At 67.9% G+C, this 15876-nt stretch carries 14 protein-coding genes; 3 read left to right on the top strand and 11 right to left on the bottom strand.

The window, feature by feature from the left end; all coding sequences use genetic code 11:
• Positions 1-170: 170 nt before the first annotated feature.
• Positions 171-2906, bottom strand: a complete 2736-nt coding sequence (locus tag Q0V34_RS12315) for a TonB-dependent receptor (RefSeq protein ID WP_297512199.1) — start codon at positions 2904-2906, stop codon at positions 171-173.
• Positions 2907-3200: 294 nt separating this feature from the next.
• On the opposite strand from Q0V34_RS12315, the gene Q0V34_RS12310 reads away from it, so the two are divergent.
• Genes Q0V34_RS12310 through nagA form a run of 3 tightly spaced genes read left to right on the top strand, consistent with a single transcriptional unit; the run spans position 3201 to position 6174 of the window.
• On the top strand, positions 3201-3944 hold the full coding sequence (locus tag Q0V34_RS12310) for a GntR family transcriptional regulator (protein ID WP_297512196.1): 744 nt from the start codon (positions 3201-3203) through the stop codon (positions 3942-3944).
• A 17-nt stretch (positions 3945-3961) separates the two neighbouring features.
• The gene (locus Q0V34_RS12305; RefSeq protein ID WP_297512193.1) at positions 3962-5038 is read left to right on the top strand and encodes an SIS domain-containing protein; all 1077 of its coding nucleotides are present in this window, start codon (positions 3962-3964) and stop codon (positions 5036-5038) included.
• Positions 5038-6174 carry an N-acetylglucosamine-6-phosphate deacetylase gene (nagA, locus tag Q0V34_RS12300; RefSeq protein ID WP_297512190.1) on the top strand — a complete coding sequence of 379 codons (1137 nt, stop codon included), beginning with the start codon at positions 5038-5040 and terminating at the stop codon, positions 6172-6174. The genes Q0V34_RS12305 and nagA overlap by 1 nt, the downstream gene beginning before the upstream one ends.
• A gap of 211 nt (positions 6175-6385) precedes the next feature.
• Here the strand turns inward: nagA and Q0V34_RS12295 are convergent, their stop codons facing one another.
• From Q0V34_RS12295 to Q0V34_RS12250, 10 genes are all read right to left on the bottom strand, one after another.
• Positions 6386-9448 carry a TonB-dependent receptor gene (locus tag Q0V34_RS12295; RefSeq protein WP_297512188.1) on the bottom strand — a complete coding sequence of 1021 codons (3063 nt, stop codon included), beginning with the start codon at positions 9446-9448 and terminating at the stop codon, positions 6386-6388.
• Positions 9449-9736: 288 nt separating this feature from the next.
• Entirely contained in the window at positions 9737-10210 is a 474-nt protein-coding gene (locus tag Q0V34_RS12290) for a chemotaxis protein CheE (protein ID WP_297512185.1), read from the bottom strand.
• On the bottom strand, positions 10207-10809 hold the full coding sequence (locus Q0V34_RS12285) for a response regulator (RefSeq protein ID WP_297512182.1): 603 nt from the start codon (positions 10807-10809) through the stop codon (positions 10207-10209). Before Q0V34_RS12285 ends, Q0V34_RS12290 begins: the two co-directional genes overlap by 4 nt.
• Before the next feature lie 6 nt (positions 10810-10815).
• Entirely contained in the window at positions 10816-11196 is a 381-nt protein-coding gene (locus Q0V34_RS12280) for a chemotaxis protein CheU (RefSeq protein WP_297512179.1), read from the bottom strand.
• A 2-nt stretch (positions 11197-11198) separates the two neighbouring features.
• On the bottom strand, positions 11199-11759 hold the full coding sequence (locus Q0V34_RS12275) for a chemotaxis protein CheD (protein WP_297512176.1): 561 nt from the start codon (positions 11757-11759) through the stop codon (positions 11199-11201).
• Complete coding sequence (locus tag Q0V34_RS12270) at positions 11756-12145, bottom strand: response regulator (RefSeq protein WP_007675655.1); 390 nt, start codon at positions 12143-12145, stop codon at positions 11756-11758. Before Q0V34_RS12270 ends, Q0V34_RS12275 begins: the two co-directional genes overlap by 4 nt.
• Before the next feature lie 4 nt (positions 12146-12149).
• On the bottom strand, positions 12150-13184 hold the full coding sequence (locus tag Q0V34_RS12265) for a chemotaxis response regulator protein-glutamate methylesterase (RefSeq protein WP_297512166.1): 1035 nt from the start codon (positions 13182-13184) through the stop codon (positions 12150-12152).
• Positions 13184-14065, bottom strand: a complete 882-nt coding sequence (locus tag Q0V34_RS12260; protein ID WP_297512163.1) for a protein-glutamate O-methyltransferase CheR — start codon at positions 14063-14065, stop codon at positions 13184-13186. The genes Q0V34_RS12265 and Q0V34_RS12260 overlap by 1 nt, the downstream gene beginning before the upstream one ends.
• On the bottom strand, positions 14065-14532 hold the full coding sequence (locus tag Q0V34_RS12255) for a chemotaxis protein CheW (protein WP_297512161.1): 468 nt from the start codon (positions 14530-14532) through the stop codon (positions 14065-14067). Before Q0V34_RS12255 ends, Q0V34_RS12260 begins: the two co-directional genes overlap by 1 nt.
• 3 nt (positions 14533-14535) lie before the next feature.
• On the bottom strand, positions 14536-15876 hold a 1341-nt coding region (locus Q0V34_RS12250; RefSeq protein WP_297512159.1), incomplete at its 5' end, for a chemotaxis protein CheA.

The following is a 15876-nucleotide window of genomic DNA, read 5'->3' as shown; positions in this document are numbered from 1 at the left end:
AGCCAAGCCATCCCGCCCCAGCTCCAGGCTTGCAGTCAGGAGGGGATCGATCGCGATCGGGCGGGGCTGGTCGGTCATCGGGTGATCCTGAACCAAGCCGCGCGCGATGCAAATTCGAAGGTCTTCGGAAAGACGGGGCCCTCGACGCCGAGGGCCCCCTAGTCAGGAGGTTAGAACTTGAAACGCACCCCGCCGAAGACCATGCGGCCGTTCTTGTACAGGCGGGCCGGACGGTTCTTGTCGTTGTCGTAGTAGTCGGTCTGCTTCTCGTCGGTCAGGTTGATCGCGTCGATATTCAGCGAGATGTTCGGCGTCAGGTTCACGCTGGCCGAGGCGTCCAGCGATTTCAGCGAGTCGGACCACAGCTGGCGGTAGCCGCGCTCGGCGTCGTAGTCGACGAAGAACTTGGACCGATAGTTGTAGGACAGACGGGCGCTGAAGCGCTCGTTCTCGTAGTAGCCGCTGATGTTGGCGATGTGCTTGGAGGACGAGGGCACCGGCACGCCGGTGGTCGAGCTGGCGTCGGTATAGGTGTAGTTGGCCAGCACGCCGAAGCCGTTCCAGACGGGCATCTGCAGATTGAACTCGACGCCCTTGGTCTCGCCGCCGGCCACGTTCACCGGGCGACCGACATTGTAGTTGCAGCTGTAGAGGCCGGCCGTTTGCAGCACGCAGCCATTGGCCGCGTTCAGCACGCGCGGGTCGGTGGCCGAGGCCTGCAGCGGCAGCTTCTCCACCGTCGCGCCCTGGACGATGAAGGTCGAGATGTCCTTGTAGAAGACGTCGGCCGAGAAGATGGCCTGCGGCGCGAAGTACCACTCCAGCGAGGCGTCGTACTGGTTGGCGCGGTACGGATCGAGCTTCGGATTGCCGCCGCTGGCGGTCAGCAGCGACTCGGTCAGCGAGGTGAAGCCGGCCATCTGGGCGTAGTCCGGACGCGCCATCACGCGGCCGGCGGCCAGACGCAGCACCACGTTCTCGCGGACGTCGAACGCGAAGTTCGCCGACGGCAGGATGTCGGTGTACTGCTTGGTCCCCTGGGTCGGGGCCATCAGGCCGAACGGGTTGTTGATCGCCCCCGGGGTGCCGGCCGAGACGCCGACGCGCCAGGCGTTGGTCTCGATCTCGGTCCGCACGACGCGAACGCCGACATTGCCGCGCCAGCTGTCGCCCTTCAGATTGCCCAGCAGGTAACCGCCGTAGGTCTTCTCGTTGAAGGTGAAGCTTTCCAGCGGACCGAAGTGGTCGCAGTTGGCCAGACCCGCGCAGCCGCCGGCGCTGGGATTGTTCGGATCGTAGATCGTCGCCTTGCCGAGGCCAGCATAGATGGCCTCGATCTTCTTGTGGTCGGCCGTCAGGTAAGAGCTGAGCACGCCCGGAACCTTGATGCCGTCCAGATAGTCCGACGGCGTCAGGCCGCCCTGGACGTCCGTCAGCGAGCAGGCGTGGCCGCCGCAGGCCGTCGCGCCGAACAGGGCGCGGCGCTGGCCGTAGGTCTGGTTCACGTCGCGGTCGTGGTCGGTGTACTTCAGGCCGAACTCGATCGACTTGAAGGCGCCGGCGTCGATGAACCGCTCGCCGTCGACGAAGGTGTAGAACTCGTCGTCGTCATTGACCGTGGTGTTGGCCGACACCCAGCCGATCGTCATCTGATCGTTGGCGGTGGCGGGGTTCAGGTTGGTGAAGCTGACCTTGGGCACGCCGCCCGAGACGTCGTAGGTCAGGCCGGTCGGGGCGTTGGTTTCCCAGAACGGCTGCAGGTCGGTGGCGCCCTTGGCCTTGGTGTAGCCGATGCGGCCGTGGAACTTCCAATCCTCGTTCGGGCGATAGGTGGTCTCGAGGTCGATCGACTTGACGTCGGTGTGGGCCAGACGGTCGATGGCGTCGAACACCGCGCCGTTGCCGCCGACCGCGTTGAACGTCCCGGCCGTCGCCGTGCCGTTGTCGGCCTTGGTGATGTTGAACGCAGAACCCGGCGTGCCCAGGGCGCCGATCTTCTGGCTGATCCACGCCATGTAGTTCTGGTTGAAGTTGTCGGCGTTCATCTTCGAATAGAGGCCGGTGATGTTCACATCCAGCTTGTCGTTCGGCGCGAACTGGACCGCGAAATTGGCGCCCTTGCGCTCGCGGGTCTGGGTGAACAGCGACGAGCCGATCAGGCTGGGCGCCAGCAGGGTCTGGCCGGCCGGGACGCCGGTGACGTTGCCGCCGGTGGTGACCGGGCCATAGCCCAGCACCTCGATGCCGTCGCGGCGGATGCGGCGCTTGTCGTAGATGCCGCCGACCAGGACGCCGAACGTCTTGTCGGCGTTGTGCCAGCTCAGCATGGCCGAGGCGGTCGGGTCGGTGTTGCCCGACTTGTCGTCGTGGAAGGCCTGGACCGAGCCGGAGACCGACAGCGGCGCCAGGTCCAGCGGGTTGCGGGTGTGCACATTGACCGTGCCGCCGACGCCGCCTTCGTCGATATTGGCGACCGGGCTTTTGAAGACCTCGACCTTGCCGACGATTTCCGACGGCAGCATCAGGTAGTTGAACGAGCGGCTGGCCTTGAACTGGTCGAGAATGAACCAGTCGGCGGTGGCGACCGCGTGGCCGTTGAGCAGAGTGCGGTTCAGGGTCGGGGCGGTGCCGCGGATCGAGATCCGCTCGCCCTCGCCGAATTCACGCTGAATGGTGACGCCGGGGACGCGCTGCAGCGATTCGGCGACGTTCTTGTCCGGGAACTTGCCGATGTCCTCGGCGGTGATCACGTCGATGACGGCGTTGGCGTTGCGCTTGGACTCGACGGAGGCCTGCAGCGACGCTCGGATGCCGGTGACGACCACCTCGTCGACCTGGTTGCCGGCGGTCTGGGCCAGGGCCGGCGCGGCCAGGGCGACGGCCAGGGCGGACGCGGACGTCGACATAAGGATCTTGTGGAATGACTTCATAACTCGGCTTCTCCCCATTTTTGCCGGGCCGATCAGGCCAGGAGCCGAACCCCAAGCCCAATTTGATACCAATTTTCTGGGAGGATCCGCAGAACGTGGTACTTCTCAGGCCTCGGGAGGGAACTGTGACGGAAATTTTTCGGATGACAAGGCCAAAAAGAAACCAATTGCGGACCACGTTCTTATTGGTATGAAAATGGTCATATGCTATCGACACCGGCGAGGGTTCCTGGGCGAACCTGCGCGATCGCTAGGCAGGGAGGGCTGTGAATGACGTTTGCTGAACGGATCGGACGGCTCGACGCCGCCGACGACCACGCCCCGCTTTACCGGCAGCTGCAGCGCGCCCTGCGCGAGGCCATTCAGAAGAAGGTGCTGGCGCCCGACGACGCCCTGCCCGCCGAACGCGACCTGGCCGAGGAGTTCAGCATCTCGCGCATCACCGTGCGCAAGGCGCTGGACGGCCTGGTCAGCGAAGGCCTGCTAACCCGCCGCCAGGGCGCGGGCACCTTCGTCGCCGCGCGGGTGGAAAAGAGCTTCTCGAAGCTGACCTCGTTCACCGAGGACATGATCTCGCGCGGGCGCGTGCCGCGCAGCGAGTGGATCAGCCGCGGCGAGGGCCGGGTGACGCCCGAGGAGTCCCTGACGCTTGGCCTCTCGCCGGGCACGCCGGTCTATCGCTTCGCCCGCATCCGCTTCGCCGACGGCGCGCCGATGGCCGTGGAATATACGACGATCGCGGCGTTCGCCCTGCCCTCCACCGAGGTCGTGGGCACCTCGCTCTACGAGGCGCTGGACGCCACGGGCCATCGGCCGGTGCGCGCGCTGCAACGGCTCCGTGCGGTCCTGTTCCAGGCCGAACAGGCCGATCTGCTGGGCGTGCCGGTCAAGGACGCGGGCCTGCTGATCGAGCGGCGCGGCTTCCTGAAGGACGGCCGGGCCGTGGAAGTCACCCAGTCCTATTATCGCGGCGACGCCTACGACTTCGTCGCGGAACTGAACGCCCTGTCCTGACGATTGGAGGCGTTGATTTGGAGGCGACCGTCTTGACCCGTCCCGAGGCCCCCGCGTCGCCGCGGCTCGCCCCCGAGGCCACGCGCATGTTCCTCGAGGCCGGCCAGGCCTCGGCGGTCGCGGCCGCGCAGCTGACCGCCAACGCGGGCCGGATCGCGCGCCTCGCCGAACGCCTGCGGGCCCAGCCGCCGCGCGTGGTCGTCACCTGCGCGCGCGGCAGCAGCGACCACGCCGCCACCTTCGCCCGCTATCTGATCGAGACCCGCGCCGGGGTGCTGACCTCGTCGGCGGGCCTGTCGGTCAGCTCGGTCTACGACGCCTCGCCGAACCTGGAGGGCGCGCTCTATCTGGCCATCTCGCAGTCGGGCAAGAGCCCGGACCTGCTGGCGGCGGTGAAGGCGGCCAAGGCCGCCGGCGCCCACACGGTCGCTTTGGTCAATGTCGTCGATTCTCCGCTGGCCGCCCTGGTCGACGAGGTGATCCCGCTGCACGCCGGGCCCGAGCTCAGCGTCGCGGCGACCAAGTCCTATATCGCCGCGCTGGTCGCCATCACCCAGCTGATCGCGGCCTGGACCGAGGACGACGCGCTGGCCACGGCGCTGGCCGGCCTGCCGACGGCGCTGGCGCAAGCCTGGGCGCTGGACTGGTCGCCGGCCGTCGAGCGGCTGAAGCTGGCGCGCAACCTCTATGTCCTGGGGCGCGGCGTCGGCTTCGGCGTCGCCCTGGAGGCGGCGCTCAAGTTCAAGGAGACCTGCGGCCTGCACGCCGAGGCCTTCAGCGCCGCCGAGGTGCTGCACGGGCCGATGGCCCTGGTGAAGGCGGGCTTCCCGGCCCTGGTCTTCGCCCAGAACGACGAGAGCCGCGCCAGCGTCGACGAGATGGCCGCCGGCCTGCGCGCGCGCGGCGCCGAGGTGCTGCTGGCGGGATCGGGCGACGCGGGCGCGGGCGCGCTGCCGACGCTGTCCAGCCACCCGGTTCTCGAGCCGATCCTGATGATTCAGAGCTTTTATCGCATGGCCAATGCGCTATCGGTGGCGCGCGGCTACGATCCCGACAGCCCGCCCCACCTCAACAAGGTCACCGAAACCGTCTGATGCTGGCTGCACTGGTCAATGGCCGCGTCCTGACGGAAGCCGGCGTCGTCGACGGCAAGGCCGTCCTGGTCGAGAACGGCGTAGTCGCCGGCGTGGTCGAGACGCGCGAGGTCCCGGCGAGCGCCGCGCGGCGCGAACTGGACGGCGGCCTGCTGGTTCCGGGCTATATCGACACCCAGGTCAATGGCGGCGGCGGGGTGCTGTTCAACGACTCGCCGACGGTCGAGGCCATCGCCGCGATCGGCGCCGCCCACCGGCGCTACGGCACGACGGGCTTCCTGCCCACCCTGATCAGCGACGACCTGTCGGTGGTGGACAAGGCCATGCGCGCCGTCGAGGCGGCGATCGAGCGGGGCGTGCCCGGCGTGCTGGGCGTCCATATCGAGGGTCCGTTCCTCAATCCCAAGCGCAAGGGCATCCACGACGCCGACAAGTTCCGCGTGATCGACGAGGCGGCCCTGACCCTGCTGACCTCGCTGAAGGTGGGCAAGACCCTGATCACCCTGGCCCCCGAGCGGACGACGCCCGACATGATCCGGCGGCTGGCGGACGCGGGCGCGCGGGTCGCCGCCGGTCACACCAACGCGCTCTACAAGACCATGCGCCAGGCGCTGGACCACGGCCTGACCGGCTTTACGCACCTGTTCAACGCCATGTCGCCGCTGACCAGCCGCGAGCCCGGCGCGGTCGGGGCGGCGCTGGAGAGCCAGGAGGCCTGGTGCGGCGTCATCGTCGACGGTCGCCACGTGGATCCGGTGGCGCTGCGCATCGCCCTGCGCTGCCGGCCGCTGGACCGCTTCATGCTGGTCACCGACGCCATGCCGACCGTAGGCATGGCCGACAAGCAGTTCGACCTGCAAGGCCGCCGCATCCGCGTGGTCGACGGCGTCTGCGTCGACGATCACGGCACCCTGGCCGGCTCGGACCTCGACATGGCGGCGGCGGTGCGCAACGCGATCGCCATGCTGGGCCTGACCCTGGACCAGGCCGTTATGATGGCCTCGGCGGCCCCGGCGGCGTTCCTGGGGCTGGAGGGCCGGAGAGGCCGGATCGCCGTGGGAAGCGCGGCGGACTTCTGCCTGCTGGACGACGATCTGAACGTCACGGCGACGTGGATCGACGGGGTCGAGGGGTAAAACCCAAAGCCGTTCTCCCCGGCGAATGCCGGGGTCCAGATCGAGCCCTCTCCCGACCTTGTCGTGGGCGATGCGCGCTTTCGCGTCCGCCAAGCCTCTCGGGATGAATCGGGCCCCGGCATTCGCCGGGGAAACGGCGTTTGAGCCACGAAAAAGGGCGCTAACCTTCCAGCTAGCGCCCTTCTTTTTAAGCTCAACTATCCGCGGAAGCCTAGAACTTCCACTTCACGCCGAGATAGAACTGACGGCCGTAGTGGACGTACTCTTCCGACGCCATCCGGGTGGAGTCATCGACCTTGCTGTCCACCTGGTCGGTCAGGTTGATGCCTTCCAGGGTGACGGTGAAGTTCTTGAACTGGTAGCTGAACTGGGTGTCGATGTTCAGCGTCTTTTCCTTGATCCGCACGTCGTTGCTGTTGGTCGCCGACGGGGCCACCTGGATCAGATAGGGGTCGCGGTACGAGGCCGAGACCCGGCCCTTGAACGGCCCGCGCTCGTAATAGAGCGTGGCGTTGTAGGCTTCGGGCGACAGGTTCACCAGCGGCTGGGTCAGCAGCACGGCCGGCGCCGTCTGCACGCGCGGCGTGCCGGCGTACGTCGGGTTCTTGATCACGTACTGGATGTCGCTCTGCACGTGCGTGTAGTTCAGGATCGTGCCGAAGCTGTCGAACGGCGCCGGCAGGAAGGTGAACGGACGCTGCAGCGAGAGCTCGTAGCCCTTCAGCTTGCCGCCGGGGGTGTTGATCTGGGTCGTGACCGTGAACAGCGTGTCGGGCGTATTGCCGTTGCTCAGCAGGGCGTTCGACAGACCGGTTTCGGCCCACGGGATCGCGACGGCCGAGGTCTGGATGTAGGACTTGATGTCCTTCTCGAACAGGCCGACCGAGAACAGGGTTTCCTTGTCCGGATACCATTCGAAGCTGAGGTCCAGGTTGTTGGACAGCATCGGGTTCAGGTCGGGATTGCCGCGCGTCAGGGTCTGGGCCGACTGGCTGTTGGCGGTGAAGCCGGGCGTCAGGTTCTGCAGCTGCGGACGCGTCATCACCTTGGCGGCGGCGAAGCGGACGAAGAAGTTGTCGAACGGCTGAGCCGAGACGTTCAGCGACGGCAGGGTGTTCTTGTATTCGCGCGAGGTCTGCTGGACGCCGTCGGTGGGGACGGTGGTCGAGATCGTGCCGAACGGCGTGGCGACCGGGGTGGTCACGCTGCCGGTGTTCAGGTGACCCAGCGCGTCCTGAACGGTCTTCACATAGCGGACGCCGATATTGCCGCGCACCGGGATGTTGAAGACGTCGTAGTCGAAGTCGCCCTGGATGTAGAGGGCGGTGTCCTTCTCGGTGATCTGGCGCAGGGCGCCCAGCTGGTTCAGCACGCTCAGGCGGAAGTCGCCGTTGGCGTTGATGCAGTTACAGTCGTAGCCGAGCTTGGACTTCAGCTTGTCGAGATCGGGCGCCAGCCACGAGGTCGGCACGCCCGACGGCAGGCCAAGGCCGCGACCGAAGCCGCTGATCACGCGCGAGACGTCGGCGACGGTGACGCCCGCCGGCAGGCCGAAGCCGGCCTCGGCGGTGAAGGTGTTGCCGGTGGCCGCCAGGTTGCGCGAGAAGAGGCGCTGCTCCCACGAGCTGAAGCCGTATTCCTTATAGTTACCGCCGTACCGCAGCTTGAAGCCGGTCAGGATCTGGTAGTCGACGTCGGCGCGGAACGTCTTGAAGGTGTTGACGGCCTTGCTGGGACGCAGGCGCAGCAGCGAGGCGTCGCCGAGGGCGTTGCTGGCGCTGTAGACGTAGTTGGCCGGATTGGTCGGATCGAAGCCGTAGTTGAAGTTCGGCAGCTTGTCGTTGGCCGAGTAGTCGTAGCTGTAGCCGTCGGTGTCGTAGCGATCGAACGAGAAGGTCGTCTGGACCGGGTTGTTCTGGATCGAACGCGACTGGCCGTAGACGACGTTCAGGTGACCGGCGTCGCCGAACTTGGTGTCGTAGGTCAGCGAGAACTGGTTGAACTCGGTCTTCAGGTCGTCGTGGCGATACTCGACCCGGGCGTCGACGTCGTCGAACGTGCCCTTGATCAGGTTGCCCTTGCTGTCGGCCGTGAAGTTGACGACGTCGGTCTGCGGCAGGCCCGCTTGCGAGCGGCTGAACGAGATGACCTCGAGATAGGTCTCGTCGCGGTTGTTGGTGAACTTGGCCAGCATCGCGTCGAGGCTCAGGGTCGAGCGGTCGGTCGGACGCCATTGCAGCGACGCGGTCACGCCCAGACGCTTCTGATCGTAGTCCAGGCGGCCGTAGCGTGGGATGCGCGGGTGCCAGAGGTTGTTGGCCGCGCCGGCCTTGGCGGGGGTCGTCCCGGTGACGGGCACGCGCGCGCCGGTGACCGGATCATAGCCATAACCGATCGACCCATCGGCGCAGGCGGCCGAGGTCGCGACGGTCGCGCCCCCCGGCGTGTATCCGGTGGTCTGCGGGTTGTAGGCCGCGCCGAAGCACGGGAACGCGGTCGACGAGTTGAACGGAACCGACGGGTTTTCCCAACGGCCGGTCGAGGAGCCTTCCTCGCGCTGGGCGCGGGTGGCGTAGGCGACCGACAGCAGGGCGCCGACCTCGCCGAGGCCGGTGTCCCAGCGGTTGCTGACCAGGAAGGTGTAGCGCGGGTCGCTCTTCCGGGACAGATCGTTATAGCCGATCTTGCCCGAGGCGCTCATCGTGAAGCCCTTGTAGTCGAAGGGCCGCGCGGCTTGCAGGTCGACGATCGCGCCCAGCGAGCCTTCCTCGTTCATGGCCGAGGTCGACTTGCGCACGGTCACGCTGTTGAACAGCTCCGAGGCGAAGATCGAGAAGTCGAACTGGCGGCCGCGGTTGGCGCCGCCCGAGCTGTCCTTGCCGCCGGTGGTGGCCAGGGCTTCCAGGCCGTTCAGGCGCACGACGGTGAAGTCGGGGCCGAGACCGCGCACGGTGATGCTGCGGCCCTCGCCGCCGTCGCGGTCGATCGACACGCCCGGCACGCGCTGCAGCGACTCGGCGAGGTTCAGGTCGGGGAAGTCGGCGATGTCCTGGGCCTTGATGACGTCGACGAGGTCGTTTTCACGACGCTTGACGTCCAGGGCGTTGGCCAGCGAGGCGCGGAAGCCGGTCACGACGACGGCTTCGACCTCGGATTCGGCGGGCTTTTGCGTGTCTTGAGCCGACGCGGCGCCGGCGAAGGTCATCGCCAGGGCCAGGGCGCCGCCGGAAACGCCGTAATGCAGAGCGCGCACGCGCCCGAAAGTCTTGGACATAGAGCCTCCTCCCGTTCGACCATTGACGGCGACGTGATCGCCGCCTCGGCCTTCGTCTCGATCCCGCGTCCTTCCCGCGAAATCGCCCCCCGGCCTTGAAGTCTTGGTTTTTGCCACCGGTGTCAGAACCGTACTATGGTTTTTGACACCGGTATCAGACTGCTAACAAAGCCGGCGTCGGCCGACAAGGCCACAAAGTGGTCACATCTCGTGAGAGTCCTAGCGCCGTTGCGTTTGCGACACATGGCGACGATACGCCACAGGGGCGTGGACGGACGAAAGCCGGCGTCAGGCCTCTTCGGGCCGATGGAAGTGGCTGACCTGGTAGAGGCCCTCCAGCATGGCCTCGCGCTGATCGGCGGGCAGCGACGCGCCGACGCTCCGCAGCAGGCGCAGCGCGTTCAGGTGCACGTCGACGGCGTCCCAGCGCCAAGCGCCCGTCTCGGCGCAGTCGTCGGCCAGGGTGCACAGCGACACCGCCGCCTTGTCGACGCCCGAATCCGACACGAAGGCGCCGACGTCGATGATCCGCGAGCCCAGCAGATAGAGGGCGTCGAACGTCTCGGCCTGGCGCCCCAGCGCGTCCTTGCCGAAGCGGCGGTCGATCTCGGCGAGGGTCTGGTCGAGCGCCGCCAGCGACGACTCGCGCAGGCTCTCGACCCCGCGCTCGGCGGCGGCGATGGCGTCCTGGGCCAGAACGCCGCCCTTCTGCTTGATCAGCGTGGAAAGTCGGTTGTTCGGGCGGAACTTGCGGACGTTCATACCTGCACCTTCGCTGGGCGCATCATGTTGGCGATTTCGTCATCCGTCATGTTGGGCGTCTGCGCCTCGCCCACCTCTGCCGGGAGGTCATCCTTCCGCCGTCCGTCGGTGCCGGGCGGGGGTCCCTCATGCTTGAAACGTCGATCCGGGCCGATATAGGCCTCGCACTCGATGAACGCCCGCTCCTCGCGGGCCACCCAGAAGATCCGCTCCAGCAGGACCTTGGGCGTGATCGGCTTGGCCACCACGTAGTTGGCGCCGGCGTCGCGCAACTTATAGACCTGGGAGGTGCGGGTGTGGCCGGTCACCAGGATGACCGGAATGTAGCGGTTCGTCTCGCCGCCCTCCTTCCTCAGCCATTCGATGAACTCGATGCCGTCGGTCACCGGCATCTGCACGTCGCTGATGACGAGGTCGAAGGTCTTGGTGCGGATCAGCGACTGGGCGTCGGCGACGCTCTCGGCGCGATGCAGCTGCTTGACGCCAAAGCCGGACACCACCTGCGAGAGGATGTCCAGCGAAGCGCCATTGTCGTCCAGGACGAGCACCGTGGCCCGCTCGAGATTGATCCGCGTCGAGGGCAGGAGCGCGTCGGTCATCGGCCCCTAGAAGAAGTCCAGCTCGCCAGGATCGGCGCGATCGGCCGCCGGCTCCTCGGCGCGCAGGCGCACGGCCATGTCGGACAGGCCAAGGCCGGTGAGCAGCGGCTCGACGGAGACGCTCCATTCGCCGGAGGCGTGCTGGCCGATGCGCTCGAGCACCTCCGAAAGGCCGTGCAGGCGCTGGCTCAGTTCGTCGAGCGCCTGCAGGCGGGTGAGATTCGCCAGCGTGGCCCCGCCCTGGGCGAGGTCGCCGGCCAGATGTTCGCAGTCCCGGCAGATCGCCGCGGCCGAGGCCAGTTCCGCGGCCAGCCGGCGCGACAGCTCTCCGACCGGCAGGTGCTCGGTCGTGTCGCTGGGCGGCGTCTGGCGCGGTTGGGCGCTCATCGTCAGAACAGGTCCACGTCGCCGCTGGCGACGGCCGGCATCGGGGCCGGGGTCGGACGCCGGACATCCTGCGGCGCGTTGTCCACCGCCACCAGGCGCTGGCGCACGCGGCCCGAGGTCGGCCAGAACTCGACCCGACGCGCCGAGACGCCGCCGGTGCTGGACGAGACGATCGGGATCCCTTCGTCGCGCAGGAAGCGCTCGGCGAAGGCGGCGTTGCTGGCGCCGACGTCCGACAGGCCGTCGAACAGCTTGGCGCCGCCGAAGATCTTGGCCTCCAGGCGCTCGCGCCGCGCGCCGCGCTTGAGCAGGTCGTTGATCAGCACTTCCATGGCGTAGGCGCCGTAGCGCACCGCGTCGCCGCCGCCCCGGCCGTCGCCCTCGGGCAGCAGGAAGTGGTTCATGCCGCCGACGCCGGCCTGCGGGTCGCGGATGCACGCGGCGATGCACGAGCCCAGCACCGTGGTCATCACCACGTTGGGATCGGCCGTCACATGGCTTTCGCCTTGGGTCACGTGAACCTTGGTGGACCGTTCGAGGTCTTCGTTTTGGAATGGCGTCATGTCAGCTGTCCGAACACCTGTTCGATCTTGTCGCGCAGTCCCTGAACGGTGAACGGCTTGACGCAGTAGTTGTTGACGCCGAACTGCACCGCCCGCTGGACCAGTTCGCGGTCGGCTCGGCCGGTCAGCATGACGAAGGCGGTCTGGCGGATGGGCGGGTGCGAGCGCACGGCGCGCAGCAGCGCCAGGCCGTCCATCTTCGGCATGTTGAAGTCCGAGATGACGAGGTTGGCGGGCTTGGCCAGGAGGTTCTTCAGAGCCTCCTCGCCATCGGGTGCCTCACGGATGTCCTTGAAGCCGATCTGCTGAAGCGCATTTCGGATCAGGGCGCGCATGGTCAGTTGGTCGTCGACCACGAGAACGGAGATGGTGCTTGCTTGGGGCATGGGTTCAGCGCCTCGCCGAGGCCAGATCGAGGATGGACTGGCCCATGGAGGACAGGGACACCTGTTTCTCCACCGCGCCGATTTCGAAAGCGGCCCTGGGCATGCCGTAGACGACGCAGCTGGCTTCGTCCTGGCCGAGGGTGCGCGCGCCGGCCTTCCGCAGGGCCAGAAGGCCTTGGGCCCCGTCGCGGCCCATGCCGGTCAGGATGACGCCGATGGCCTTGTCGCCGACCGCGTTGGCGACGGACTTCAAGAGCACGTCCACCGAGGGGCGGTGACCGCTGACCGGGTCGCCCTGGACGAGGCGGCACCGCAGGCCGGCCGAGCGGACGACTTCCAGATGGGTGGCGCCGCCGGGCGCGACATAGACCTTGCCGGCCTCCAGCAGCGCGCCGTCGGTGGCCTCCTGCACCTTGGCGCCGCTGGCGCGATCCAGGCGCGCGGCGAAGCTGGCGGTGAAGGTCGCCGGCATGTGCTGGGTGATGACGGTCGGCGGACAGGTGTCGGGGAAGAGCTGCAGGATCGACAGCAGCGCCTCGACCCCGCCGGTCGACGAGCCGATCGCCACGACGTCGCCCGAAGGCATGAAGTCCTTGCGCCGCGGCGGGGCGGCCGCGGGGGCGGCGCCGGCGTTGGTGCGCACCGAGGCGCGGGCGGCGATCTTCACCTTGGCGACGATCTCGGCCAGGGCGTCCTGGGTGCCGGTGGCGTCGGCGGGCTTGCCGACGCAGTCGACCGCGCCCAGCTCCAACGCCCGCAGCGTCATCTCGGCGCCGGCCTGGGTCAGGGTCGAGACCATGACCACCGGCATGGGCCGCAGGCGCATGATCTTCTCGAGGAACTCGATGCCGTTCATGTTCGGCATCTCGATGTCGAGCGTGACGACGTCGGGGTTCAGGGCCTTGATCATGCCCCGGGCCTCGAACGGGTCGCCGGCGCCGCCGACCACCTCGATGTCGGGGTCGCGGTTCAGGGCGGCGGTGATCAGGCTCCGCATGGTGGCGGAGTCGTCGACCACGAGAACGCGGATCTTCGGCATCAGCGTCCCACCTTCCTGTAGGCGGTCAGACCGCAGTTCTCGAACGCCGTCACCGACGCGCCCACGCGTTCTGAGTGACCGACATAGAGCCGACCGCCGGGCGCGACGAGGGGCGCGAAGCGGTTCCAGACTCGTTCCTGGGTGGGTTCGTCAAAGTAGATCACGACATTCCGGCAGAAGATGGCGTCGAAGGGTCCCTTCATTGGCCATGACGGACCGTTGAGATTTAGTTCCCGAAAGGCCACGAGCCGCCGCGCGGCCTCGCAGACGCGCCAGCTGCGACGGTCGGAGGGATCGCGCTCGAAATACTGGCTCCGCGCCGCGGCGGGGATGCCTTCGAGCAGCGGCTCGTCGTAGACGGCGGCCCGGCCGACGGCCAGGACGTTGGTGTCGATGTCCGTGCCCAGGATCCGGATGTCCAGGTCGGCGGCGTTTGGCCACACCGACAGCACGGTGAAGGCCATCGAATAGGGCTCCTGCCCCGTCGAGCTGGCCGCGGACCACAGCCGCAGGCGCCCGCCGGCGCGGATCTCGTCGGCCAGCGGCTCCAGCACGTTGGCGCGCAGGTCGTCGAAGTGGTGCGGCTCGCGGAAGAAGCGGGTGACGTTGGTGGTCAGGGCCCGCAGCATTTCCTGGCTCTCGTCGTGGCCGTTCTCGCCGCCGACGAAGGCGCAGTATTCGTTGAAGGAGCGCATGCCCAGGGCGCGCAGGCGCTTGGCCAGGCGCGAATAGACCAGCGTCGCCTTGCTGTCGGGCAAGCTGATGCCCGCCAGGTCGTACAGCAGCGCGGCGATGCGCTTGAAATCCTGGGTCGTGAACGCGAACTCGCCATCGACGATGGCCTCGCGCCGCTCCGACAGGGGGGAGGACGTCGTGGTCATCAGGCGGCCAGCGCCTCCCGCTCGGGCAGGATGCGGTCCAGCGAGATCTCGCTGATCATCCGGCCCTCGATCGAGATGATGCCGCGCACGAAACTGCGGACCGCGTCGCAGGCGACGTCGGGCGTGGGCTGCATCATGTCGTCGTTGATCGACAGGATGTCCGACACCGCGTCGACCAGCAGGCCCACGGTGCGGTCGCCCGCCTTGACGACGATGAAGACGCTGCGGACGGTCGGCTCGATTACCGGCATGCCCAGGCGGCAGGCCAGGTCCATGATCGGCAGCACAGCGCCGCGCAGATTGATGACGCCGCGCATGTAGCTGGGCGACTGCGGCAGGGTCGTCGCCGGGCTCCAGCCGCGGATCTCGCGAACGGCCATGATATCGACGCAGTATTCCTGCTCGCCCACGCGGAAGGAGATCAGTTCGCGGCGGTCGGCGCCCGTGGCGGTGGCATGGTCGGTCATGACTTACTCCGCGGCGATGAGGCTAGGTTCGGGAGGACGCGGCGCGCCGCCCTCGCGGCGACGCATGGCGATCGTCGCGTCGACGTCCAGGATCAGGGCGACGCGGCCGTCGCCCAGGATCGTGGCGGCGGCGACGCCCTCCACCTGCTGATAGTTCTGCTCCAGCGACTTGATGACCACCTGGCGCTGGCCATGGATGGCGTCGGCCACCAGGGCGGCGCGCGAGCCGTCCTCGCCCTCGACCAGCAGCACGACGCCGTCGGTCGGATGCGGGCTCTCGTCGCGATAGCCCAGGGTCAGGCCGACGTCGATCAGCGGCACGAAGCTGTCGCGGACCGCCAGCACCGAGCCGACGGGGCCCAGCGGGCGCACTTCCTCGGGCTTGGGACGCAGGCTCTCGACGATGGCGGCCAGCGGCACGACCAGGGTCTCGCCGGCCACGTCGACGACCATGCCGTCCAGCACCGCCAGGGTCAGCGGCAGGCTGAGCGTGAAGGTCGAGCCCTGGCCCGGACGCGAGGAGATCGAGATGCGGCCGCCCAGGGCCTGGACCGACCGCTTGACCACGTCCATGCCCACGCCGCGGCCCGAGACGTCCGAGATCTTCTCGGCGGTCGAGAAGCCCGGCAGGAAGATCAGGTTGTCGATCTCCTCGTCGGTCAGCTGCAGGTCGGGCGCGATCAGGCCCTTCTTGACAGCGATGCCGAAGACGCGCTCGCGGTTGATGCCCTTGCCGTCGTCGGAGACCTCGATGACGATCCGGCCGCTGCGGTGCAGGGCGGCCAGGCGCACGACGCCTTCCGGATTCTTGCCGGCCGCCTTGCGCTCCTCGGGGCTTTCCAGCCCGTGGTCGATGGCGTTGCGCAGCATGTGGGTGATCGGATCGGACAGACGCTCGATGACCGTCTTGTCGACCTCGGTGTTCTCGCCGTCCATCACCAGACGGGCCTGCTTGCCCGTCATGTTGGCGACTTCGCGGACCAGGCGCGGCATGCGCTGGAACACCGACTTCACCGGCTGGGCGCGGATGGCCATGACGCTGTCCTGGATCTCGCGCGTGAGCTGCTCCAGCTCGTCGAGGCCCATGGCCAGGTTGGAGGACGGGGCGATGCCGTATTCGCCGACGCGCTGCGCCAGCATGGCCTGGTTGATGACCAGCTCGCCGACCAGGTCGATCAGGCGGTCGATGCGTTCGGGATCGACGCGGATGACCGACTGGCCAGGACCCGGCACCTCGACGGGGGTGGCCTTGGGCGCGGCGGCGGCCGCGACGGCGGGCTTGGCGGCCTCGACGACGGCGGCGAGGACGGGCGCGGGCTCGGGGGCGGGCGCGGGAATGTCGAC

It is taken from the genome of uncultured Caulobacter sp. (genome assembly GCF_947036865.1).
Classification (GTDB): Bacteria; Pseudomonadota; Alphaproteobacteria; order Caulobacterales; family Caulobacteraceae; genus Caulobacter.
The sequence above is the reverse complement of the archived record's forward strand: the minus strand, read 5'-3'. Positions and strand labels throughout refer to the sequence as shown.